Annotated in this window: 24 protein-coding genes; 9 read left to right on the forward strand and 15 right to left on the reverse strand. The window is 63.8% G+C overall.

Features of this window, described 5'->3' with window-relative positions; all coding sequences use genetic code 11:
• Positions 1 to 169 precede the first annotated feature (169 nt).
• The 7 genes from ACS13N_RS15530 to ACS13N_RS15560 all read right to left on the reverse strand — a co-directional run bounded on the left by ACS13N_RS15530 (position 170) and on the right by ACS13N_RS15560 (position 5,279).
• Positions 170 to 1,426, reverse strand: a complete 1,257-nt coding sequence (locus tag ACS13N_RS15530) for an MFS transporter (RefSeq protein ID WP_438932458.1) — start codon at positions 1,424 to 1,426, stop codon at positions 170 to 172.
• Entirely contained in the window at positions 1,423 to 1,752 is a 330-nt protein-coding gene (locus ACS13N_RS15535; RefSeq protein WP_438932459.1) for a hypothetical protein, read from the reverse strand. The genes ACS13N_RS15530 and ACS13N_RS15535 overlap by 4 nt, the downstream gene beginning before the upstream one ends.
• Positions 1,753 to 1,768: 16 nt before the next feature.
• A complete protein-coding gene (locus ACS13N_RS15540; protein WP_438932460.1) occupies positions 1,769 to 2,221 on the reverse strand; it encodes a MarR family winged helix-turn-helix transcriptional regulator in 453 nt (150 codons plus the stop codon).
• 139 nt (positions 2,222 to 2,360) lie between these two features.
• Complete coding sequence (locus tag ACS13N_RS15545; protein WP_438932461.1) at positions 2,361 to 2,822, reverse strand: DUF3828 domain-containing protein; 462 nt, start codon at positions 2,820 to 2,822, stop codon at positions 2,361 to 2,363.
• 8 nt (positions 2,823 to 2,830) lie between these two features.
• On the reverse strand, positions 2,831 to 3,205 hold the full coding sequence (locus ACS13N_RS15550; RefSeq protein WP_438932462.1) for a CHAP domain-containing protein: 375 nt from the start codon (positions 3,203 to 3,205) through the stop codon (positions 2,831 to 2,833).
• 147 nt (positions 3,206 to 3,352) lie between these two features.
• Positions 3,353 to 4,021 (reverse strand): Vgb family protein, encoded by a 669-nt coding sequence (locus ACS13N_RS15555; RefSeq protein ID WP_438932463.1) that lies wholly within the window; start codon positions 4,019 to 4,021, stop codon positions 3,353 to 3,355.
• A 37-nt stretch (positions 4,022 to 4,058) separates the two neighbouring features.
• The gene (locus ACS13N_RS15560) at positions 4,059 to 5,279 is read right to left on the reverse strand and encodes a helix-turn-helix domain-containing protein (RefSeq protein ID WP_438932464.1); all 1,221 of its coding nucleotides are present in this window, start codon (positions 5,277 to 5,279) and stop codon (positions 4,059 to 4,061) included.
• 110 nt (positions 5,280 to 5,389) lie between these two features.
• Here ACS13N_RS15560 and ACS13N_RS15565 point away from each other — a divergent pair, with 110 nt between their 5' ends.
• The 4 genes from ACS13N_RS15565 to ACS13N_RS15580 all read left to right on the forward strand — a co-directional run bounded on the left by ACS13N_RS15565 (position 5,390) and on the right by ACS13N_RS15580 (position 9,830).
• Entirely contained in the window at positions 5,390 to 6,169 is a 780-nt protein-coding gene (locus ACS13N_RS15565) for a DUF899 domain-containing protein (protein ID WP_438932465.1), read from the forward strand.
• Positions 6,150 to 6,965, forward strand: a complete 816-nt coding sequence (locus ACS13N_RS15570) for a DUF2182 domain-containing protein (RefSeq protein WP_438932869.1) — start codon at positions 6,150 to 6,152, stop codon at positions 6,963 to 6,965. The genes ACS13N_RS15565 and ACS13N_RS15570 overlap by 20 nt, the downstream gene beginning before the upstream one ends.
• A gap of 130 nt (positions 6,966 to 7,095) precedes the next feature.
• Positions 7,096 to 8,313, forward strand: a complete 1,218-nt coding sequence (locus tag ACS13N_RS15575; protein WP_438932466.1) for a DUF418 domain-containing protein — start codon at positions 7,096 to 7,098, stop codon at positions 8,311 to 8,313.
• 128 nt (positions 8,314 to 8,441) lie between these two features.
• Positions 8,442 to 9,830: an L-cystine transporter gene (locus tag ACS13N_RS15580; protein ID WP_438932467.1), complete on the forward strand. Its 1,389-nt coding sequence runs from the start codon at positions 8,442 to 8,444 to the stop codon at positions 9,828 to 9,830.
• A gap of 93 nt (positions 9,831 to 9,923) precedes the next feature.
• On the opposite strand, the gene ACS13N_RS15585 is transcribed toward ACS13N_RS15580, so the two are convergent.
• Complete coding sequence (locus ACS13N_RS15585; RefSeq protein ID WP_438932468.1) at positions 9,924 to 10,358, reverse strand: hypothetical protein; 435 nt, start codon at positions 10,356 to 10,358, stop codon at positions 9,924 to 9,926.
• A gap of 471 nt (positions 10,359 to 10,829) precedes the next feature.
• Positions 10,830 to 11,789 (reverse strand): pca operon transcription factor PcaQ, encoded by a 960-nt coding sequence (gene pcaQ, locus ACS13N_RS15590; protein WP_438932469.1) that lies wholly within the window; start codon positions 11,787 to 11,789, stop codon positions 10,830 to 10,832.
• Between the two features lie 105 nt (positions 11,790 to 11,894).
• Here pcaQ and pcaH point away from each other — a divergent pair, with 105 nt between their 5' ends.
• The 3 genes from pcaH (at position 11,895) to thpR (ending at position 14,047) form a co-directional block, all read left to right on the forward strand.
• A complete protein-coding gene (pcaH, locus tag ACS13N_RS15595) occupies positions 11,895 to 12,635 on the forward strand; it encodes a protocatechuate 3,4-dioxygenase subunit beta (protein WP_438932470.1) in 741 nt (246 codons plus the stop codon).
• Complete coding sequence (pcaG, locus tag ACS13N_RS15600; RefSeq protein ID WP_438932471.1) at positions 12,635 to 13,330, forward strand: protocatechuate 3,4-dioxygenase subunit alpha; 696 nt, start codon at positions 12,635 to 12,637, stop codon at positions 13,328 to 13,330. The genes pcaH and pcaG overlap by 1 nt, the downstream gene beginning before the upstream one ends.
• Positions 13,331 to 13,462: 132 nt before the next feature.
• Entirely contained in the window at positions 13,463 to 14,047 is a 585-nt protein-coding gene (gene thpR / locus ACS13N_RS15605) for an RNA 2',3'-cyclic phosphodiesterase (protein WP_438932472.1), read from the forward strand.
• A 23-nt stretch (positions 14,048 to 14,070) separates the two neighbouring features.
• Here thpR and ACS13N_RS15610 read toward each other — a convergent pair whose 3' ends face one another.
• Positions 14,071 to 14,766, reverse strand: a complete 696-nt coding sequence (locus ACS13N_RS15610; protein WP_438932473.1) for a DsbA family protein — start codon at positions 14,764 to 14,766, stop codon at positions 14,071 to 14,073.
• Positions 14,767 to 14,779: 13 nt separating this feature from the next.
• The gene (locus tag ACS13N_RS15615; RefSeq protein ID WP_438932474.1) at positions 14,780 to 15,661 is read right to left on the reverse strand and encodes an MBL fold metallo-hydrolase; all 882 of its coding nucleotides are present in this window, start codon (positions 15,659 to 15,661) and stop codon (positions 14,780 to 14,782) included.
• Positions 15,662 to 15,772: 111 nt separating this feature from the next.
• Between ACS13N_RS15615 and ACS13N_RS15620 the strand changes: the two genes are divergently transcribed.
• Both ACS13N_RS15620 and ACS13N_RS15625 read left to right on the forward strand, forming a co-directional pair.
• Positions 15,773 to 16,675, forward strand: coding sequence for a LysR family transcriptional regulator (locus tag ACS13N_RS15620; RefSeq protein ID WP_438932475.1), 903 nt, complete (start codon positions 15,773 to 15,775; stop codon positions 16,673 to 16,675).
• 55 nt (positions 16,676 to 16,730) lie between these two features.
• Positions 16,731 to 17,675 carry an endonuclease/exonuclease/phosphatase family protein gene (locus tag ACS13N_RS15625; RefSeq protein ID WP_438932476.1) on the forward strand — a complete coding sequence of 315 codons (945 nt, stop codon included), beginning with the start codon at positions 16,731 to 16,733 and terminating at the stop codon, positions 17,673 to 17,675.
• 8 nt (positions 17,676 to 17,683) lie between these two features.
• On the opposite strand, the gene ACS13N_RS15630 is transcribed toward ACS13N_RS15625, so the two are convergent.
• The 4 genes from ACS13N_RS15630 to ACS13N_RS15645 form a co-directional block, all read right to left on the reverse strand.
• Positions 17,684 to 18,898: an MFS transporter gene (locus ACS13N_RS15630; protein ID WP_438932477.1), complete on the reverse strand. Its 1,215-nt coding sequence runs from the start codon at positions 18,896 to 18,898 to the stop codon at positions 17,684 to 17,686.
• A 71-nt stretch (positions 18,899 to 18,969) separates the two neighbouring features.
• Positions 18,970 to 19,806, reverse strand: a complete 837-nt coding sequence (locus ACS13N_RS15635) for an isocitrate lyase/PEP mutase family protein (RefSeq protein WP_438932478.1) — start codon at positions 19,804 to 19,806, stop codon at positions 18,970 to 18,972.
• Between the two features lie 3 nt (positions 19,807 to 19,809).
• Entirely contained in the window at positions 19,810 to 20,481 is a 672-nt protein-coding gene (locus ACS13N_RS15640; protein WP_438932479.1) for a 2-hydroxychromene-2-carboxylate isomerase, read from the reverse strand.
• Entirely contained in the window at positions 20,474 to 21,313 is an 840-nt protein-coding gene (locus ACS13N_RS15645; RefSeq protein ID WP_438932480.1) for a CmcJ/NvfI family oxidoreductase, read from the reverse strand. Before ACS13N_RS15645 ends, ACS13N_RS15640 begins: the two co-directional genes overlap by 8 nt.
• Positions 21,314 to 21,329 lie beyond the last annotated feature (16 nt).

The following is a 21,329-nucleotide window of genomic DNA, read 5'->3' on the forward strand; positions in this document are numbered from 1 at the left end:
GGTGCGACAGAGCGGCCTGTTTTTGACACGGCTATGCAAAAGAAGCGGACGATTCGTCCCTTTCTGCATAGCACATTCGTATGAGGGGTGACGGCAAGAAAGGACTAGGCCTCGCGTGAGAGGCCGTGGGCTCGATGCTCCCAGATGGCGATGCATCGAGACCGTGATCTCAGGACGTGCCTTGCCCCAACGTTGGCGGCGTTTGCTGAGGTAGATGAATCTGCTGGCGCATCACGTAAATGGCAACAGCGGCCGATAGCAAGCCTGAAAGTGCACCCACCCCGAGCGACCAGCGCGGCCCGAGATGGTCCGCCACCCAACCCACGATCGGTGCGCCGATGGGGGTGCCGCCCAGCGCGATTGCCACGCGCAGCGCCATGACGCGGCCGCGCATGGCCGGCTCGGTGGACAACTGCATCAGGCTGTTGCTCGTATTGGTGAAGGTGAGTGCCGCGATGCCGGTGAGGACCAGCGCCGCCGCAAACAGCCAATAGCTCGGTGCAATGGCCGCCAGTGTGCACCCCAGGCCAAACATGGCGGCCCCAATCAGCAGGGACTTGAACTCAGGCCGCTCACGCCCCGCGGCAAACAGCGCGCCGGACATCGTACCCACCGCCATCATCGACGACAGCACGCCATAGCCGCGCGCATCCGAATGGAAGACACTCGCAGCCATCGTCGAGATGAAGATCGGGAAGTTCAGCCCGAACGTGCCGATCAGGAACAGCATGACCAGCATGGCCTTGAGGTCGGGGCGGGCCCACACATAGCGGATGGCCTCAGCAAAGCCGCCTTGCGAACGGCGTGCACGCGCATTCGGGCGCAGCTCGGACTTGCGCAGGAAGAAGAGCGAAGTCAGCACCGCGATGAACGACAGCCCGTTGGCCAGGAACGCCCAGCCTGTGCCGAGGGTGGCAATGGCGATGCCCGCCGCCGCCGGCCCGACCATGCGCCCCGCATTGAATGACGTGGAGTTGAGCGCCACCGCATTGGGCAAATCGCCATCGCCCACCAGTTCCGCCACGAATGTCTGGCGCACCGGCGCATCAAACGCCGACGCGCAGCCGGACAGAAACGCGAGCAGATAGACATGCCATAGCTGAACCGCACCGGTCACGGTCAGCAGCCCGAGTATCAGCGCCAATACGCCCGACGTTGCCTGGGTGGCCATCAGCAGCTTGCGCTGGTTGTAGCGATCGGCGGCAACGCCCGTCCAGGGCAGCAGCAGAAGCTGCGGCCCGAACTGCAGCGCCATCACCGTGCCCACTGCAGAAGCGTTGTGATTGGTGAGCTGTGTCAGGACTAGCCAGTCCTGAGCGGTGCGCTGCATCCACGTTCCCACGTTGGAGACCAGTGAACCCACTGCCCAGAGGCGGTAGTTGTAGACGCGCAGTGAACGGAAAACGCCCGTGGATGCGGTGCTCATTGGCGTTGTGGCAGGTTGCCGCCATTGAAGCGGCCAAAGCGCCTCGCCAACGGCACGCTGAGGGCCAGGATGCCCAGGCCGAGTGCAGCGGCATCCGCCGTATCTCGCAGGTTGAAATCCCCCACGTGGAGAACAAGCACGTAGCCGACCACCAGGTTGAACAGGCTCCAGAGCACGTTCACGGTCGAGGACGAGAGGCCCTCGCCACGCGGCGTTGCGAACGGACTTTGAAACGGCTTGCCGGCGATGCCGAAGACGAAATGCGGCACGGCGTTGGCAAGAAATGCACCACCGAAGAACCACGATACGAGATGCAGTGATGCCATGTCAGGGGCTCCTTGTTCAGAATTCGGCAAGCCGTTGCAGCAGCTTGATGGCGCTGGCCAGTTCGGCTTGTTCCTGGGCGGACAGTTGGGCTTGGAGTGCACGGAAGAGCCAATCGTCCTTGGCGGCGCGGCTTTCCTTAAGCACTTTGCGGAAGCCGGGCGTCAGCTCGATCAGTGTCTGCCGCCCATCCGTCGGGTCCGGCTTGCCGGCAACCGCTCCTATCCCTTCCAGTCCTGCAACGGTGACGCGCATGGACTGCGGCTTCACGCTCTCCGCACGGGCAAGTGCCGAAACCGTGGCGGGGCCGTTACGGTCCAGGCGCAGGAGAACCGACTTTTGTGCGTGGGTGAGATCGTTCGGATGCACTTGTTCGCGCAACCGTCGGGATAGTTTTCCCAGGGCAATGCGCAGATCACCCGCCAGTGTGGCTGGCGGGGAAGGTTCGGTAGGTAGGGGTTGCTTGGCCATGTGCCAAGCGTAGCATGAATACAGTTTAACTGTGCAGTTAAACTGTATTGTTTGATGCGGTGGAATGAGGATGATCCACCACTTCCGGAACACAAAAAAGCCCGCAGCAACGCGGGCTTTTTGACGTGTGCAGCGGGCGCTACTGGAAGTCCAGCGTGTCCTCTACCTTGGTAATTTTCCACCCGTCGTCCAGCTTGCGCAGAAAGACGAGCACGCTCACCTTGTCTTTCGAGCCGAACGTGACCGGTACCACGGCAACACCCTCCAGCAGGATCGGAGCGCGGGCCACGGTGTGCTCGGTCCAGTCCTTCTCGTCGTAGTCCTGGACTTTCATGAAGTAGTCGGCGTCGCCAGGCAACTCATTGCGGCGGTAGGCTTCGCGCAGGCGGTCCACCGTGTCTTTCGCAACGTAGGTGTAGATGCCGTTGTCCGTGAGCGGGTAGACCGATTTGGCTTGCAGCTTGATGTACCACGCGTAGAACGCCTTTGTATCGGCTTCGGGCGTGGCGGCCTTGCCCTGTTGTGCCATGACGGCCTGCATGCCGAGCAGGCCGATTGCCAGAACCAGCCATGCCAGCGCCCTGGAAAGTCGTGTCTTCATAGCGGACCTCAGTCGTCGTGGCGATAGATTTTGTAGGCGGGCTGTGCGGTCCGATAGGCCGGTCCGGGGTAGAAACCCTGCTCGCCAGCGTTTTGCGTGAAATCGGACACCCATACCGTGCCGTTATAGATCGCCATGTGCCCGGACGGATGACCCGGTGCCGGCTGGATGACGACGATGTCGCCCTTGCGCGGGGCGGTCAGCACGGTGTGAAAGCCGGCTTCTTCGAGGACGGGGCCGTAGTCTTTGGCGTAGTGGGTCCGCCCAAGCGTTGCGCCACCCCATTCAATCGCCTTGCGCACGTACTTGGCGCAGTTTCCGGTGCTGTTCGGTTGCACGTGGCTGTCGGCGTAGTTGGCGGCGCGGTTTCCGTCGTAGGGCATCGTGTCTCTCCTGAAATACGACTGCGGGCGCGGCCATCGTACAAGGAGTGCTGCGTCGGAATGTTATGAGGCTTTCAAATACGCAGGCGCGCAACAAAGAAAAATGCCCGCGTGATGGCGGGCTTCATTCTGGGGCGTCTGCCTGGGCTATTCGGCGGTGCTATCGGCCGGTGCCGTCGAGGCTTTTCCAGGGCGGCGTACGGCTCGAATCTTCCCGCTGGTGCCGCCGCCGCAGAAGAACTGGTCGGCGCCGTCCGATTCAAGCCCCGATACAACCACACCTGTTGGCATGTCGATCTGCTCCAGCACTTCGCCCGTGTGCGGATCAATGTGTCGGATATCGCTCGTGTCGCCTTCCCAGGTGGCGTGCCAGAGTTCGCCGTCAACCCAGCTGACGCCGGTCACGAAGCGGTTCGACTCGATGGTGCGCAGCACGGCGCCGGTGTCAGGGTCGATCTGGCGGATCTTCCTGTCGCGATAGTGGCCCACCCAGAGCGTGCCTTCAGCCCAGGCGAGCCCGGAGTCACCGCCAGCGCCCGGTGCAGGAATGGTGGCGAGCACTTTGCCCGTTTGCGGGTCGATCTTGTGGATGCGGTCTTCAGCGATCTGGAACAGGTGCCGCCCATCGAAGGCGGTGCCGGCATGCGCGGGCACGTCAATCGCACGCAGTGCTTCGCCGCTGGCTGGGTCAACCTCCTGCACATGGCCGCCAGCGGCAAACCAGACATGCTGACCATCGTACGTCACGCCACCTACGTTGTCGGCCCCCGGAAACGGGCCATATTCGCGCACGATTTCGGCGGCGGATCGTTTCATCTTCGTGTCCTGTGGATTCGGTTGTGGAGTCTTCATCCTAGTCACTCGGCAGCGGCGCGGGGAGTAACAAGGTGGTCGCGAATCCGGGCACCGGTGGCGTCATCCAGCGACGCGCGCGCCCATGCCCGAAGAACTGCACCTTGCCGGCCGTCGCCAGGGCATCGAGCGAGCGCTGCACGGTGCGCTGGCTGCTGCCGAGCGCGAGCGCCAGTGCGGAGCTGGACCACGATTCCCCATCCGCCAGACACGCGAGCACGGCGGCATGCGGCGCTTCAACGGGTTGCGCCAGCATGACGATCTCGCGTGCGCGCCGTGGCTGCAGGGCGAATCCGCGCTTGGTTGCACTCACGGTTGCCAGGTCGCCGAGTGCCGTGCGCAGCCGCCCGATCTCCACGCGCAGGCGCACGCGATGCGATTCGTCGGCGTGCTTGGTGCGGAATGCCTGGGCGATGAGCGTGTCTCTTGGTACGTCTGCCGGCCAGGCTTCAGCCAGTGCGCGGGCGAGGGTGAACAGTACCGGGCGTGTGGCGAGCGAGACAACGGTGTCGGTCTCGCGCACGGCAAGGCGGCATGCATCCACAACGAGCGTTTTTGACGCGAACAGCGCTTCCACATCTTCGAGCCGGAGGATGCGCTCCTCACCGTGCGAGATCAGGCGGGCAGCGGGTGCACGCAAGGCGATGGCAGCGCTTTCGACTTCTGCCGTCAATGCGGCAATACCGGCTTGGCGCGCCGCGCGCTCGGCATGCGCAAGCGCCGCACGTGCTGGCACCGTTTGCAGGCGGCGCAGCGCAATGCCAGCGATGACCAGTTCGTGCGCGGCCCGCAGTACAGGGGGCAGGGTGGCAGGGTTCTGCCCCTCCAGCATGCGCTCGGCATCGTCCAGCCGGCCGATCAGGAGAAGGCGCCGAATGTGGAGGTAGCGCGCATGCGCGGCGTTGACGTGATCACCGTGCGCTTCGAGCGTGACACGCGCTGCGTCGAGTGTTTTCTCAGGCCACCCAAGGTCTCGGGAAGCGAGTGCGATCTCTGCTTCAGCGACCACGCAGCGTGCGCGGGCCAGTGCTTCTCTTGAGCCGAAGGCGCGCGCGGCACTGCGCAGTAGCGTTCTTGCGCGGGTGAGGTCGCCAAGCTGTGCCATGGCGATACCACGCAGCGCGAGTGCCGGCGGGTCGTCGCGCAAGGCGACGCGGTTCAACGCCCCAAAGGGGTCACCTGCCGCAAGCGCGCGTGCGGCTGCGGTGATCAGCGAGTCCATCTGAATCCCGCCACACTTGTCACTCCCTCCGTTTGGTGTCGGCGCCTAATCTAGCACACGCGTTTCCACCCGAATTTCCATCCGAACTGTCCACCGATATGGAGGCAAGCATGACCACAACACACATCACCCAACATGCCACCGCGACGCGGCAAGCGTGGCTAAAGGCACGTCTTGAGCTGCTGGCAGCGGAGAAGGAATTGACCCGCCGCAGCGACGAACTCGCACGCCAACGCCAGGCGCTGCCGTGGGTTCGCGTCGACAAGAATTACCGCTTTGAAACCGAAACCGGCAGCGCGTCGCTGGCGGACCTGTTTCGCGGGCGCTCGCAACTGCTGGCCTATCACTTCATGTTCGGGCCTGACTACAAGGCCGGTTGCCCGTCGTGCTCGATGATTGCGGATGGGTTCAATGGCTTCGCGACCCATCTGGCGAATCATGACGTGATGCTGCTGGCCGTGTCGCGTGCACCGCTGGAGAAGCTGCAGGCCTACAAGCAGCGCATGGGCTGGACTTTCCCATGGGTATCGTCGGTCGACAGTGATTTCAACTACGACTTCAACGTCTCGATTTCCGAAGCGCAGCAGCGCGCCGGCACGGCTGACTACAACTACGTGCGCGGCAGCCATGTGATGGATGCATCGGATCTGCCTGAACCCGTGCAGCAGTTCGCAGCCATGTGCGGTACCGATGCACCCACCTACGTACGTGACCGGCCCGGCATGAGCGCCTTTGTGCTGGAGGATGGCGCCGTGTACCACACGTACTCCACCTATGCGCGTGGGCTGGATGGCCTCTGGGGCGCGTACCAGTGGCTGGATCGCGCGCCACTTGGGCGTAATGAGGCGGGTGTCTGGTGGCGTCGCCATGATGAGTACGCGCAGCGTTGAACTATCACGCGCGCCTGCAGCGTCCGAGCGCGATTTCCTTGGCGTCTCGGCACTGCTCTTCGTGGCCAGCACGGCGGCGACAGTCGCGCGGTGCACATCGATGTCGGGCATGGGCGAGATGCCGATGCCTGGCGGCTGGACGCTGTCGATGGCGTGGATGCCGATGTGCGGGCAGACATGGCTAGGTACCGCCGCAGGGTTTCTCGGCATGTGGGTCGTGATGATGGTGGCGATGATGCTGCCGTCTCTGGTGCCGATGCTGCAGGGGTATCGGCACACCGTGCGCGCAACAGGTGAGGTGCGTCGTCTGGGTGTGCTGACCACCTTGGCAGGCCTTGGCTACTTTGCGGTGTGGGCTGCGTTTGGCATGGTGGCGTTTGCGTTTGGTGCCGCACTGGTTGCGCTGGAGATGCGTTGGCCGATGCTGGCGCGTGCCATCCCCTCGCTGGCGGGCAGCGTTGTCCTCGGGGCCGGTGTGCTTCAGTTCTCTGCGTGGAAAGCGCATCAGCTTGCATGTTGCCGCGGGGCGCCGGCCCGTTGCGCGTTGCACGTCGATACAGGCGCGGCCTGGCGACACGGTGTGCGACTCGGTCTGCATTGCTGTGGCGCCTGCGCAGGGTTGATGGCGATCCTGTTCGTTGCCGGGGTCATGGACCTGCGCGCGATGGCGGTGGTGACCGTGGCCGTCACGCTTGAGCGTTTGGTGCCTGGCGGTGAGGGCGTGTCGCGCGTCATCGGTGCCCTTGCCGCAGCAGCGGGCGTGCTCCTGATCGTGCGTGCGGTAACGCTTGGATGACTTGGCCCCGCAGGGCAACACCCTTGCAGCCGGCTGAGCGCGTGGTGTGCACAGTCAGTGGGCCACAAGGCAGCACGCCAACATGCGGAATATGCTGCCTTCCGTTCAAGCTGTCTTGTCGGAATCCGTCATGGCCCTATCTTCAATCGAGCGTCAATCGAGCCTTGACGCGCTGCGCGGTTTTGCCCTGCTGGGCATCCTGGTCGTCAATATCATCGCCTTTGCAACGCCATACTACGGCACCGGTGTACCCGATCCGATGGCGCAGAGCCGCGTCAGCCAGGCGGTGATGGTTGGGATCGCCTTGCTGTTCGAGTGGAAGTTCTACCTGCTGTTCTCGTTCCTGTTCGGCTACAGCTTCACGCTACAGATGCAGTCGGCCGAGCGCGACGGCAAGGCGTTCGTGCCACGCATGCTGCGGCGGCTTGCCGGGCTTTGGGTTCTGGGGCTGTTGCATGGCGTGCTGCTGTATCACGGCGACATCCTCACCACGTATGCGGTGGTGGGCGCTGTGCTGCTGATGTTGCGCAATCTGGCAGACAAGAAGCTAGCCAGGCTGGCCGTCGGCCTGATTGTGGGCACGGCGACGGTGTGGGCCATCGTCGGCGTTCTTTCCGTGCTTGATGTCGACGCAACACGCGATTCAAGGACGCTGGCGGAGATCACCTCGGCGCTCACGGCATTCCGCAGTACACCCTCGGGCGTCATCGCCCAGCACGTGGAAGAGCTCAAGGGCGTGTGGGTTGTGACGGTCCTGATGCAGGCACCGACCGCGCTGGCGATGTTCCTGATGGGGTGTATTGCGGGCCGGCGTGGCTTGTTCTCGGCCAAGTCGCCAACCGCAGGCACAGCCACGCTGTTCAAACAATGGCTGATTGCCGGTGCTTGTGTGGGCCTGCCCGCAGGCGTGGCGTATGCCTATGGCACGACGCGGCTGGCCGGCACGCCGTGGGATCTGCTGGGCTTGTCGTTGAGCCTGCTGACAGCGCCGTTGTTGACCGCCGCGTATATCGGCGGGATGCAGTTGCTGTTCCGCAGCCGCTGGGGGCAGTGGTGGCTGCGCGTGCTGGCGCCGGCCGGGCGGATGGCGCTGTCCAATTACCTGATGCAGTCGCTGGTGTGTTCGGTGATCTTTCTGGCGTATGGGTTCCGCATGATGGGCCGGGTCAGTCCGCTGGACACGCTGTTGATCGCGTTTGCGATCTTTGCGGTGCAAACGGTCATCAGCCGGTGGTGGCTGCGGCATTTTGCGTACGGCCCGGTGGAGTGGCTGCTGCGCGCGGTCACGCATGGGCAGTTTTCGTCACTACGCGTAGAGCAAGCAGGACGAGGAGCGCAGCCAGGCTAGGGCAGTTGCGGACGTTGCGGCGCATCGGTCATGCATGTTTTTGATGCGGCCGGTGCCCCGACGCCCTTTGCGCATCTGGCGTAAGATGCCGGCTCGATTTCGATCGCGGCTTGCAACGCAAAGGGAAAATGAACGTTCCGCTCTTACTGAATATCGCGACTTTCGTCGCCATCCTGATCGCTCTGGGCCGCGTCAACGCGAGCTGGAGCCTGGCGAAACGCGTGCTGCTGGGCATGGTGCTGGGTATCGTGTTCGGTCTGGTATTGCACCTGATCTACGGCGACGACAGCGCAACGCTCAAGCAATCGATTGCGTGGTTCAGCATCGTCGGAGGCGGCTATATCCAGTTGCTGCAGATGATCGTCATGCCGCTGGTGCTGGTCTCCGTGCTCAATTCGGTGGCCAAGCTCAACAGCACAGCGTCGCTGGGCAAGATCAGCGTGCTGACGATCGGCACGCTGCTGCTCACGACGCTGATTTCTGCGCTGGTCGGGGTGTTCGTCACCAATCTGTTTGGCCTGACCGCGCAGGGCCTGGTGCAAGGCGCGCAGGAAACCGCTCGGTTGACCGCCATTCAGGACAACTACGTCGGCAAGGTGGCGGACCTTACGGTTCCGCAACTGCTGCAGTCCTTCCTTCCGAAGAACCCGTTTGCAGAACTGACCGGCGCCAAGCCGACGTCGATCATCGGCGTGGTGATCTTTGCCGCATTCCTGGGTGTGGCTGCACTGAATCTGCTCAAGGATGACGCGGTGAAGGGCGAGCGCGTGCTGACCGCGATCGATACCGCGCAGGCCTGGGTCATGAAGCTCGTGCGACTCGTCATTCGCCTGACCCCGTACGGTGTGCTGGCGCTGATGACCAACGTGGTGGCCGTGTCCAACGTGCAGGACATCATCAAGCTCGGTGGCTTTGTGGTGGCCTCGTACCTTGGCCTGGCGATCATGTTTGGCGTGCATGCCGTGCTGCTGACGGTCAACGGCATCAATCCGATTCGCTTCTTCCGCAAGGTGTGGCCGGCGCTGTCTTTTGCGTTCACGAGCCGGTCGAGCGCTGCCACCATTCCACTGAGCATCGAAGCGCAGACACGGCGCATCGGCGTGCCGGAGTCGATTGCCAGTTTTGCGGCATCGTTTGGCACCACCATTGGCCAGAACGGCTGCGCGGGCTTGTATCCCGCCATGCTGGCCGTGATGGTGGCGCCCACGGTCGGCATCAACCCGTTTGATCCGGTGTGGATCGCAACGCTGGTCGCGATCGTCACCCTCAGCTCAGTGGGCGTGGCGGGCGTAGGCGGCGGGGCCACCTTTGCCGCGCTGATTGTCCTGCCGGCCATGGGCCTGCCGGTGACGCTGGTGGCGCTGCTGATCTCCATCGAGCCGCTGATCGACATGGGCCGTACAGCACTCAACGTCAACGGCTCGATGACCGCCGGTACGATCACCAGCCAGTTGCTGGGGCAGACCGATCGAAGCGTGTTTGATGACGGCGACGAGCCCGAGCTGATGCATCGCTGATCTCCGCGCCAAAAGAAAAATGCCGACCTTGTTGTGGTCGGCATTTTTTTTGAAACGCTCAACGGGGCGCTTTCGCTTGCCCGCTGGGATGCGTCAGCCCACGTTCGGCCCGGTCGGGATGAAGTCGATGACGACATCCGGCACCGTCACGACCTTGTTCGAGTTGAAGGCGAACTTGTTGAAGGTCTCGGGGTTGGGGATCCACAGCTTCTGTCCGTTGGTGACAAGGTAGGTCGCTGCGCTGCTGCCCTTGGCCAGCACGGCGCCGTTGGTCAGCGCCGGCCCGCGCGGGATGTTGTCGACCAGGTAGTCGCTCACGATGATGCCGTCCCACGAGGCGAACAGGTTGGTGTACGTGGCCGGGTTGGGGATCCAGCGCAGTTGGCCATGCAAGACCAGGTAGACCGGCGAGGAGTTGCTGCCTGTAACCCGTTCTCCGTCGTACTTCGTCCAGTCGTTGACAGCCAATGCCTCTTTTGCCTGGCTTTCCGTTGCGTGCACGCGTTCAGCAAGAGATTGTTGCGTCATTGTTTCGCCTCATTAAATGGGGTTGTCTTGGAGTCTGGGTGCCAAGGCATGAATGCACTTGGTCGGGTCATTATATTTTTCAGAAAATGCCGCGCCTCGCTTTCTCGAACTAATCATTATTAGATCGACGCACTTACCCCTGGAAAATTGCCATTCTTTGAACGGCGGGTAAGCAATATAAGAGGAGGTTGAAAGGCCGTGCGCGTGAGCAACTCATTGATTTTTCGATGAATGTGTTGATGGGCGTCGGCTGCCCGGCAGGGATGATGACCAATGTTGCATAGGCCGTTCAGGTGATTGGTGATATTTTCTTTGGTCTGTTTTCAATAAAATTGATTGGCGGTTTGGTTTCGTTTAAAACGGATTTCAATCAAGTTATTTGTATTTAATATTTTTGACAGCCAATGAGATCGTCATTTAATTACTTGAATTCTGAAGGCCGCAGCCCATCCGTCGACTAACGTTATAGCTTCAGCGCGTTTTTTCCGGAGCCGCATGCGCAAGCGCCCGGAGGGTATCCATGAAAGCATCGGCCAACTCGGTGGGCGTGGCGGCGCTGCGGCGCAGCAGGCCAACAGGCTCCCCGGTGCCGGGTGTCGGCAGGTTGAGGCGTGTGAGCCAGCCTTGTGACAAGTCATCCTGGGCGGCACGCTCCGGCGTGATCCATATCGCATCGGAGCGGCGGGCCAGCAGCCGTGCGACCGACACCGACAGCGTTTCCGTCACACCCGCCGGCAGCCGCAGGCCGTGGGTCTGGAACAGAGCGTCGGTGTGATGACGTGGCACGGTGCCGGGCGTGGCAATCACCAGCGGATAGTCGAGCACCGCCTGCAGCGATATCGCGCCGTTTCCAGACGAGGCCAGCGGATGCTGCGGCCGCACGACCAGCGCAAGCGCTTCTGCGTACAGCAGTTCGAACGATAACCCCTGCATCATGGTCGGCTCGGCCATGCGGCCGACCACGAAATCGAGTTCACCCGCCTTGAGCGCTGCCAGCAGTTCGGCATTGGTGCCGGTGCGCAGGCGTAGGCCGGCATGCGGGCGCTGCGCATGCAGCGCGGCAATCGCCTGGGGAAGCAGACCGCTTGCCACCGTCGGCAAGGCGCCCACGTGCACGACAGGTGCGGAGGCTTCGCCCGAACCCACCAGTGCAGCGGTGGCCGACTCCAGTGCCTGCGTCACGCCCACGGCATGTCGCAAGAACTGCTCGCCGGCCGCCGTGAGCCGCGCACCTTGCCGGCCACGCTCGACCAGTTGCACACCGGCCAGCGCTTCCAGTTCGCTCAGTGTTTTTGAGACCGCCGGCTGGCTCAGGTGCAGCCGCTCAGCCGCACGCCGCAGGTTGCGCTCCTGCGCGATGGCGACAAAACAGCTCAGATGACGGAAGCGGATACGCGAGGGCAGGTCACCGAGTAGGGCTGGGTTATCCATAACTTGGGGTTATCTATTTTTCGATCAGAAGTCAATTTACTTCACTTTTCGGCGGCCATATAGTCCAACTCGAGTCATCCCCACAGATTCCAACGGAGACGCCCCATGACCCTGCCGCTTTCCGGCACCGGCGAGTTCGCCCAGCGCGATACCGCCCAGCACCCGCCCGCGCTCACCCCCGTGTACAAGACCAGCGTGCTGCGCTCGCCGCGCAATGCGCTCATCTCCACGCTCAACACGCTGTCGGAGATAACCGCGCCGGTGTTCCACCCGGACGACCTCGGCGCGCTCGACAACGACCTCATCCTCAACTACGCCAAAGACGGCCTGCCGATTGGCGAGCGCATCATCGTCCACGGCTATGTGCGCGACGAATTCGGCCGCCCGGTGCCGAATGCGCTGGTGGAGGTGTGGCAGGCCAACGCCGGTGGCCGCTATCGCCACAAGAAAGATCAATACATCGCGCCGATCGATCCGAACTTCGGCGGCTGCGGCCGCATGCTGACGGACGCCAACGGCTACTACGTCTATCGCACCATCAAGCCGGGGCCGTATCCGTGGCGCAACCGCATCAACGACTGGCGCCCGTCGCACATCCACTATTCACTCTCCGGCGATGGTTGGGCGCAGCGCCTCATCACGCAGATGTACTTCGAGGGTGATCCGATGATCGCGCAGTGTCCGATCATCAAGACCATCCCCAGTGAAGAGCAGGTGCGCGGTCTGATCGCGCTGCTCGATACGGCCAACCACGTACCGCTCGATGCGCGCAGCTACCGTTTCGACATCACGCTGCGTGGCCGCCGCGCCACGCATTTCGAAAACGCCCTGCAAGGAGCCAAGTGATGACGACGACCACGCTTCATGCCTCGCTCGAACGTGCGCAGGCAACGGCCATGACGACAACGCCGCCTTTCGCACATTTCAATGAGACGGCCTCGCAGACGGGCGGCCCCTACGTGCATATCGGGCTCGCACCGCGCCAGGCCGGCTTCGACATCTACGAGAAGGAATTCGGCCATGTGCTGACCACGCCCGCCACGCGCGGCGAGCGCATCGCGCTGGAAGGGCGCGTGTTTGACGGTTCCGGCTCGCTCGTGCGCGACGTGCTGATCGAAATCTGGCAGGCCAATGCCGATGGCAAGTACGCCCACCCGGCCGACCGCCAGGACAAGCCTGTCGACGCGTCTTTCCGCGGCTGGGGTCGCACGGGCGCGGATTTCGACACAGGCGTCTACCGCTTGGAAACCATCAAGCCCGGTGCCGTGGCCGGACGCGGCAATACCGAGCAGGCGCCGCATATCTGCATGGTGCTGTTTGCACGCGGCATCAACCTGGGCTTGCATACGCGCGTGTACTTTGCGGATGAGGCCACCGCCAACGGTGCTGATCCGGTACTCAATGGCATTGAGTGGGAAGTGCGCCGCAAGACGCTGATTGCCCAGCGCGCCGAGCGCAATGGCGAGGTGGTCTACACCTTTGACGTGCGCCTGCAGGACACGCCCGATGGCGGTGCGGAAACGGTGTTCTTCGACATCTGATCGATCGCTGCATCACATGAAACAACGCCCGACGGGTCCGCCCGCCGGGCGTTGTTTTTTGGAGCAATGCGCAAGACGTCATGCGCTTGTCGATAATGGAGGTCTTGATGCTCCACACCTGACACCCGCGCTGTGACCCAACTCACCCTTCCCGGATTCGAAGCCACGCCGCAATTGCCCGCACACCGCCTGTTTCTGGCGATCAAGCCCGATGCCGGTACCGCAGAGCGCATTGCACGATTGGTCGAGCAGTTGCGGCCGGTAGTGGGTTTCAAGGGGAAGGCGCTACGCCCGGAGCGCTTGCATATCACGCTGTATCACCTAGGCGATTTTGTTCAGCAGCCGCCGGAGGATCTGGTTGCGCGAACGCGCCAGGCTGCCGAGCGGCTTGCCTTGCCGGCCTTTGATGTCACCTTCGACCAGGTGGTGAGTTTTCATGGCCGACGCGACCATCGGCCCTTCGTGCTGCTGGGCGGTGAGGGTGCTGCTGATCTGATGGCGTTTCAGTCGGCGCTGGGCGAGGCCTTGCAGCATGCCGGCCTGCCCATGCCGCTTGGGCATTTCAAGCCGCACATCACGCTGTTGTACGACCGCGGCGGCTTTGCGCCCAAGCCGGTCGAACCCGTCACCTGGACGGTGCGCGAGTTCGTCCTCATCCATAGCTGGCTCGGCAAGACGCGGTACGACGAGCTTGGCCGCTGGGCACTCAAGGGCTGAGCTTCGCGCCGTTCTTCACCCGGTTACGCACAGCCATCCGGTCCGCAAACCGGGCCGTCCGCCTCACTTGCTGGCGCCGGTGCACCGATATGCTGTGCAAGGGCCTGCGCCCATTGCTCCGGGCGGCCAAGCCACGGGCCGATGTCGATCGTGCCCAGGCGGCCCTCCGCGTCTTCCAGTGCAAACGTCGGGAAACCCTGACCACCCACGCGATCCAGCCACTGCCGGCTTGCCGCAATGTGCTGCTGCGTAAGTGCGCCGGCCTGCCGCGCATATTCCGCATCGAACGCCTCAGGTGATAGGCCCAATTCGAGGGCCAGCTCGCGCAGCACGGGCAGATCAGCAATCCGTCGGCCTTCTTCGTAGTGCGCGCGTTGGACGCGGTGGATCATGTCCAGCCCGCGCCCGCCAATCGCTTCAGCCGCCAGCACCGCGGTGATGGGCGGCTCCGAATCCATCACCGCGCTGGTATCACGCAGCAGGCCGTCAAAGTACCGTTTGCCGAATGGCTGGCCGGACATCTCGGCGATACGGTGGTCGTGCGGCATGACATAGTCGCGCCATTGCGGCGTGACCATGCGCCGATTTGCGCCGGCCAGCATGCCGCCGCCATGAAAGGCGACGGTCAGGCCCGGCACCGTGCGGGCGGCATCCACCAGCGGCGCGGCGCCGTAGCACCAGCCGCACAGCGGGTCGAAGATGTAATGCAACGTCGTCATGAACAATCCTTGGTTACTGCGGCCACTTCATTTCGCCCTTGATGACCTTGGCGCTCAATTCCAGCGATGCATCGCCAGGCAGCGATGGGTAGGCCGCTTTCATCGCCCTGATCAATTCCGCTGAGTTGTTGGCGCGGGCGGCTTCCACTTCAAAGGTCTTCAGGTAGTCCGACGTAAAGCGTACTGCTTCCAATCCCGTGGGCACCGGTCCTGTGAAGTGGCCGGGCACCACCGTCGTCGGCTTGAGCGCGGTGATGTTATCGAGCGTCTGGAGCCAGCCCAGGCGCGATTCGCGCGTTTGCGTGTCGGCCACCCATACGTGGTCGCCGTGGTTGACCACCACGCCGCCTGCCACCGTCTTGAGCGATGGGATCCACAAGTACGTGCGTGCGGCGTCTGGGCCGTTCAAGCCCTTGATCTCGATCGTGCGGCCTTCCAGCGTGAGGTGATCGGCGTGCAGTACGTCGGGCAGCACGAGCGCCTTGGGGGCGTTGTCTTTCAGGATCGGGCCCCAGTAGGCGAGCTTGCCGTTCATCGACGCCTGGATGGCCGCCACGGTTTGCGGCGTGGCCACGATCTTTGCCTTCGGGAAGGCGGCCCGGATGACGTCCAGCCCGAAGTAGTAATCCGGGTCGCTCTGGCTGATGTAGACGGTGGTGAGCGTCTTGCCGCTGGCCTTGATCTTCTGCACGAGCGCTTGCGCATCACTGCGCTGGAACTGCGCGTCGATCAGGATGGCGTCGTGCGCACCCGTGATGATTTCCGACGACACGGGGAAGACACCCTTGTCGCCGGGGTTGTACACCTCCAGGTGCAGCGGCGCCGGGGCGGCGGCATGGGCAACGAGGCCGGCGCTGACAAGGCCGGCGGCAAGCAGGGTGCGGATCAAGGTCATCGGGTGCTCCTGGGCAAGTGAGGTGTGATGGCAATGTCGTTACTGTAGGTTGCTTGATTCGATCGAAAAACCACCTAAGATGCGCATATTTGTTTCGTCAATCGATCAAATATGGACCGGATCATTGCCGCTGAGGTGTTCGTGGCCATTGTCGAGCGCGGCAGCCTGAGCGCCGCCGCTGAAGGGCTCGACATGTCGCGCGCCATGGTCACGCGCTATCTGGCGCAGATGGAGGATTGGTCCGGCGCGCGCCTGCTGCACCGGACCACGCGCCGCATCGGCCTGACACCCGCCGGCGAGGCGACGCTGGCACGCTGCCGCCAGATGCTGGAGATTGCCGCGCAGATGGCCGTGGCGGACGGCCCGGAAGCGGAGACGCCGCGCGGCCTGTTGCGCATCGCCTGCGCACAGTCGCTCGCGCAGGAGGTGCTGAGCGCGGCGGTCACGGCGTACTTGCGGCGCTATCCGCAAACCGCCATCGACCTGGTGGTCGACAACCGTACGATCAACCTGGTGGAAGAGCGCATCGACCTGGCCGTGCGCATCACCAACGATCTTGACCCCAACCTGATCGCGCGGCCGCTGGGCATGTGCGAATCGGTGGTGGTGGCCGCACCCTCGTACTTGGCGGCGCACGGCATGCCACGCCGGGTAGAGGAACTGGCCGTGCACAACTGCCTGACGTACTCGTACTTCGGCAAGAGCCTTTGGAAGTTCACGGATGCGAAGACCGGCGCGCCATCGGATGTGCCCGTCGGCGGAAACCTGAGTGCGAATGAATCGATGGCGCTGCTGGCCGCTGCCAGGGAGGGCGCAGGCATTGCGCTGCAGCCGGTCTATGCTGCCGCGCCGCTCATTGCCAGCGGCCAGCTTGTGCGCCTGCTGCCCGAGCATGTGCCGCAGGCACTCGGCATTCATGGCGTGTACAGCTCGCGCAGGCAAATGCCTGCTGCATTGCGGGCGATGCTGGATTTCCTCAGCGATTGGTTTCGCACACGTCAGGGCGTCGTCTGATAGGGCAATCTGCGTGCGATGACTAGAGTGGCGGGCTTTCAGGCACGGAGCCCCCATGAACTACGAAGGCATCACCACTGACATCGCACGCGGCCTGCTGGAGCTGCGCGCACGCATTGTCCAGGCGAAGATCCCGTCCTCCAAACTGGACGAGACGCTCAACATCGCCACCTGGAACGTGCGCGAGTTCGGCAGGAAACCGCGCACAAAGACCGCGCTGTACTACATCGCGGAGATTCTGCGGCAGTTCGATCTGATCGGGCTGCAGGAGGTGCGCGACAACCTGGGCGACCTCAAGCGCGTGCTCGACATCCTCGGCCCCGATTGGCGCGCGGTCTATTCCGATGCCATTACCGATGCGGGCGGCAACCGCGAGCGCATCGCCTATGTCTATGACCGTCGCGCCGTTGCCTTTACTGGCCTGGCGGCGCAGGCGCAGCCGCCGCGCACGAAGCGCGGCATGGAGTATTTGTCGGAGATTTCCTGGTGGCGCCGGCCGTACATGGTGTCGTTCCATTCCGGCAACTTCGATTTCGTCTGCATCTCCGCCCACATTCGCTGGGGCAACAGCGAGCGGGATCGCCTGTCGGAAATCGAGGCGCTGGCCGACTGGGTCTACGCCAAGGCGCAAGAGAAGGACGCTGACGGCAAAGACCTGCTTGTCATGGGCGACTTCAATGTCCCCAGCGAGAAGAGTCCGCTGTTCCAGGCGCTGACCGCCCGCGGGCTGCGCGTGCCGGACAAGCTGCTGCGCGGCACGTTTGGCAGCAACCTGGAGAAGAACAAGCGCTACGACCAGATCCTGCAGATGCCGGAATACCCCGAGAGCTTCACCAACGCGGGCGGCGTGCTCGACTTCTACCAGGGCGACCATACGCCGCTGTTCCCGCGCCTGACCAAGCAGGCGATGACGTATCAGCTCTCAGACCACCTGCCGCTATGGGTGCAGATCAATACCAATACCGAGGAGCATGCGTTGCGAGCGCTAGCGGACGAATAGGCAGGGTGTCAGTTGGTGCGCACGCTATGGATGCGCCGCATGGTCAGCAGACCCAGCGCCAACACGCAGAACACCGCGCCCGCATGGAACGTGGCTGCCGCCCCGAGCTTGTCCCACAGCAGCCCCGCCAGGACGCTGGCCACGAGCATGGCCAGCCCGCTGACCAGGTTGAACACGCCATAAGCCGTGCCACGCAGGTCGGCTGGTGCGGTATCGGCCACCATGGTTGCCAGCAACCCCTGCGTCATACCCATGTGGATGCCCCACAGCGCCACGCCTGCAATGACCACACCCCAGTGGTCGGACATGCCGAGCACCAGATCCGCGGCGATCAGCACAACCAGCCCCAGCGCCAGCAGCAGCGTATGGCTCATGCGGTCTGAGAGCTTGCCGAATGGATACGCCGCCAGCGCATAGACCACATTCATCGCCACCATCACCAACGGCACCAGAGCAACAGGAATGCCGCCTTGCTGCGCACGCAGCACGAGAAACGCTTCGGAAAAGCGCGCGAGCGTGAAGACCGCGCCGATCATCACCACCCACCAGTACGCGCCGCTGAGCCGTTTCAGGTTGTGGCGGCGGATTGGGTTGGTGCCCCGAGCGCCGTCGCGGGCGTCCGGCTCGCGCAGGCCAAACGCCAGCAGCGCGACCGACAGCAGCCCTGGCACGACGGCCACCCAGAACACGGCCCGGAAGTTGTTGGCCCACAGCAGCATCAACCCGACCGCCAGAAGCGGCCCGAGAAACGCCCCCACGGTATCGAGCGATTGCCGCAACCCGAACGCTGCGCCGCGTAGTGCGGATGGCGTGATGTCGGCGACCAGTGCATCACGCGGCGCGCCGCGCACGCCCTTGCCGATGCGGTCCAACAGGCGAGCCGTCAATACGACACCTGCGGTGGGGGCGATCGCAAACAGCGGCTTTGAGAGCGCGCCCAGCGCATAGCCGAATACCGCCAGGCCCTTGCGTTTGCCGAGATAGTCGCTCAGTGCGCCGGAGAAGATCTTGACGATCAGCGCGGTCGATTCGGCCAGGCCTTCTATCACACCGACCGTCAGCGCGCTGGCACCCAGCACTGACACCATGAACAACGGCAGCAGGCTGTGGATCATCTCGGAGGCGATGTCCATCAGCAGGCTGACGAAGCCGAGCACCCAGATGCCGGGCGGAATCTGGCGCAGAACGCTGGCGCGCGTGGCTGCCGTTTGGATGGGGCGCACGGGTGGTTTCACTCCAAGGCGATCCGTGCACTTTATCGCCTTGACGTGAGAACCGCGAGCTTCAGGCAGCCTCAGGCGAATGGCGCAAACAGCCCGTTGAGCTTGGCCCCGCTGGCGGCATCGCGCGCAAAGTCGAAGGTGCCCTTGGTCCGCAACTCTTCCGCCGCGCGCAGGAACGCCCCTTGTGCCGCACGCGCCAATGCAGCGCCCAGGCTGATGCGCTTGACGCCCAGTTCGCTCAACTCCGCCACGCTCAAGTTGCCATCGGCAAAGCCTGTCATCACGTTGAGCGGGCGATCGATCTCGCGCAGCACCGTGGCGATCTCTTCACGCGTTTTCAGGCCGGGGGCGAAGAGCACGTCGGCGCCGGCATCCTGAAAGGCCTGCAGGCGGCGGATGGTGTCGGCCAGGTCGTTGCGGCCGTGCAGATGGTTTTCTGCGCGCGCGGTGAGCGTGAATGGAAACGGCAGCGAGCGCGCGGCTTCCACAGCGGCGCGTACGCGCTCGACCGAGGCTTCCAACGGATAGATGGGCGCATCGGCGCGGCCCGTGGCGTCTTCAATCGAGCCGCCCACAATGCCGGTGGCGCCCGCCAGGCGGATGGTCTCGGCCACGGTTTCAGGGGCGTCGCCAAAGCCGTTTTCCAGGTCGGCGGCCATCGGCAGGTCGGTTGCCGCGGCCAGGTCGGCCACGTGCGCGAGGATGAGGTCGCGGCCAACGCCGTAGTCGGGCAGCCCGCGCGAGAAGGCGAAGCCCGCGCTGGTGCTGGTGAGCGCCTCGAAGCCCATCGTCGCCAGCAGCCGGGCCGAGCCCGGGTCCCACGGATTGGGGATGACGAAGGTGCCACTGCGTTCGTGCAGTGCGCGGAAGGTGTGGGCTTTATCGGCTTGGGCGATCTGAGTCGGCATGAACTATCCGGTGTGGAGTGGGTGGGGATTGGACTGCAATGCTGCGGCACAGGCGAGCGCATCGTCCAGGCGGTCATTGCCCCAGAACATCGCGTCGCCGACAAAGAACGTGGGCGCACCAAAGATGCCACGAATCTGCGCGGCCTGTGTCTGCTCGCGCAGGCGCTGCTTGTTGGCGTCGGACTGGGCTTCGGCCAGGATCGCCTTGGCGGGCAGGCCCAGTGCGGTCAGTTCTTCGCTCACGGCGTCGGGTGTGTTGATATCGCGGTCCTGCGCGAAGTTGCGCAGCATGATGCGCTGGCAGAACGCGCCGATCCAGGCTCGATCCGCACCCACCAGCGCCACGCGCAGCGGCAGCACGGAGGCACTCGGGAAGGTGCTGGGCCGTGTCCACGGCACGCCGATCTTCTGGCATTCGCGCGCGATGTCCTCCCACATGTAGTCGCCTTTGGCCTTCTGCAGCATGAACGGCGAGTTGTTCCAGCCGAACGACTGGAAGATCGGCCCGAGCAGGAACGGCTTCCACGCGATGCGTACCCCCAGGCGTGTGGCAGCGGCCTCGATACGCATCACGCTCAGGTAGCTGTAGTTGCTGGCGAAGTCGAACCAGAACTCGATCGTGGGTGTGGGCACGATGGTCTCCCAGGTCGCGTTGTAGGGGGCGGGCTTAGTCATAGACCACCAGGCAGCGGATTTCGATGCTCTCGCGCGGCGGCGTGCCGGCCGGCGCATCGGGGTGGAGGAACGCGGCATGCGGCGTGAAGCGCGTCACACCACTGACCTGCGAGTCGTACTGCTTGAAGACCAGTGCCTCGTGCCGATCGATGGCCGACGCGTACCACCAGCGGTGGCGCGGGTTGTGGGTGGCGAGGTACAGCTCGCCGGTGCGCGTGGGGTAGCGGATTTCAGCGGCGACGAGGTCGGCGACATTCACGCTGCGCGCATCGCACAGCGCCAACGGGGTGTCGAGCACCGGCCCGCGGATCGAGCGCCAGATGTTGATGATGCCGTAGCGTCCAATGGCGGCGGCCCGCGCCGGGTCGGTCAGCACACGGCCCAGGCGCAGGCGGCCGGAGGTTTCGGTGTAGTCGTTGTGGATGCGGCCGACTGCGGAGGGCGCGCCGTCGCCTTCGCGCCCGAAGGTGAGGGTGGGGCGGCTCGGGTCGCGTCGGCGGACCAGATGGTCGAACACATAGGCGCCGCGTGCACCGGTCGCGGCAAGGGCAAGCTCAGTCGCTTCTGCGTAATAGATGGCGCGGATAGCGTCTTCGTCGCCAAAGTCCGTCACGCGCGTGGGCGCATCGGCAAGGATGAAGCCTTCGCGCTCCAGTTCAGGCGCTTGCGCCGTGCGCATGTCGGCGATGCGGACATCACGCAGTTCGTATTCGCAGGTCTGCCATGGCTCGCCGGCGGGCGGCGGGTACATGTAGTTGATGGGGTAGGGGCCGTCGGGCTTGACGTAGCTGAGGCCGCCAACCACCGTTTGCGGTCGGGTGCGGGTGTCCATGCAGCCTCCAACGTGG

This window comes from Ralstonia sp. 24A2 (assembly GCF_051783885.1).
GTDB lineage: Bacteria > Pseudomonadota > Gammaproteobacteria > Burkholderiales > Burkholderiaceae > Ralstonia.

Coding starts and splice junctions, on each gene's coding strand:
- ACS13N_RS15530 (WP_438932458.1), bottom strand. CDS start 1,426: ATGAGCACCGCATCCACGGGCGTTTTCCGTTCACTGCGCGTCTACAAC.
- ACS13N_RS15535 (WP_438932459.1), bottom strand. CDS start 1,752: ATGGCATCACTGCATCTCGTATCGTGGTTCTTCGGTGGTGCATTTCTT.
- ACS13N_RS15540 (WP_438932460.1), bottom strand. CDS start 2,221: ATGGCCAAGCAACCCCTACCTACCGAACCTTCCCCGCCAGCCACACTG.
- ACS13N_RS15545 (WP_438932461.1), bottom strand. CDS start 2,822: ATGAAGACACGACTTTCCAGGGCGCTGGCATGGCTGGTTCTGGCAATC.
- ACS13N_RS15550 (WP_438932462.1), bottom strand. CDS start 3,205: ATGCCCTACGACGGAAACCGCGCCGCCAACTACGCCGACAGCCACGTG.
- ACS13N_RS15555 (WP_438932463.1), bottom strand. CDS start 4,021: ATGAAACGATCCGCCGCCGAAATCGTGCGCGAATATGGCCCGTTTCCG.
- ACS13N_RS15560 (WP_438932464.1), bottom strand. CDS start 5,279: ATGGACTCGCTGATCACCGCAGCCGCACGCGCGCTTGCGGCAGGTGAC.
- ACS13N_RS15565 (WP_438932465.1), top strand. CDS start 5,390: ATGACCACAACACACATCACCCAACATGCCACCGCGACGCGGCAAGCG.
- ACS13N_RS15570 (WP_438932869.1), top strand. CDS start 6,150: ATGAGTACGCGCAGCGTTGAACTATCACGCGCGCCTGCAGCGTCCGAG.
- ACS13N_RS15575 (WP_438932466.1), top strand. CDS start 7,096: ATGGCCCTATCTTCAATCGAGCGTCAATCGAGCCTTGACGCGCTGCGC.
- ACS13N_RS15580 (WP_438932467.1), top strand. CDS start 8,442: ATGAACGTTCCGCTCTTACTGAATATCGCGACTTTCGTCGCCATCCTG.
- ACS13N_RS15585 (WP_438932468.1), bottom strand. CDS start 10,358: ATGACGCAACAATCTCTTGCTGAACGCGTGCACGCAACGGAAAGCCAG.
- pcaQ (WP_438932469.1), bottom strand. CDS start 11,789: ATGGATAACCCAGCCCTACTCGGTGACCTGCCCTCGCGTATCCGCTTC.
- pcaH (WP_438932470.1), top strand. CDS start 11,895: ATGACCCTGCCGCTTTCCGGCACCGGCGAGTTCGCCCAGCGCGATACC.
- pcaG (WP_438932471.1), top strand. CDS start 12,635: ATGACGACGACCACGCTTCATGCCTCGCTCGAACGTGCGCAGGCAACG.
- ACS13N_RS15610 (WP_438932473.1), bottom strand. CDS start 14,766: ATGACGACGTTGCATTACATCTTCGACCCGCTGTGCGGCTGGTGCTAC.
- ACS13N_RS15615 (WP_438932474.1), bottom strand. CDS start 15,661: ATGACCTTGATCCGCACCCTGCTTGCCGCCGGCCTTGTCAGCGCCGGC.
- ACS13N_RS15620 (WP_438932475.1), top strand. CDS start 15,773: ATGGACCGGATCATTGCCGCTGAGGTGTTCGTGGCCATTGTCGAGCGC.
- ACS13N_RS15625 (WP_438932476.1), top strand. CDS start 16,731: ATGAACTACGAAGGCATCACCACTGACATCGCACGCGGCCTGCTGGAG.
- ACS13N_RS15635 (WP_438932478.1), bottom strand. CDS start 19,806: ATGCCGACTCAGATCGCCCAAGCCGATAAAGCCCACACCTTCCGCGCA.
- ACS13N_RS15640 (WP_438932479.1), bottom strand. CDS start 20,481: ATGACTAAGCCCGCCCCCTACAACGCGACCTGGGAGACCATCGTGCCC.
- ACS13N_RS15645 (WP_438932480.1), bottom strand. CDS start 21,313: ATGGACACCCGCACCCGACCGCAAACGGTGGTTGGCGGCCTCAGCTAC.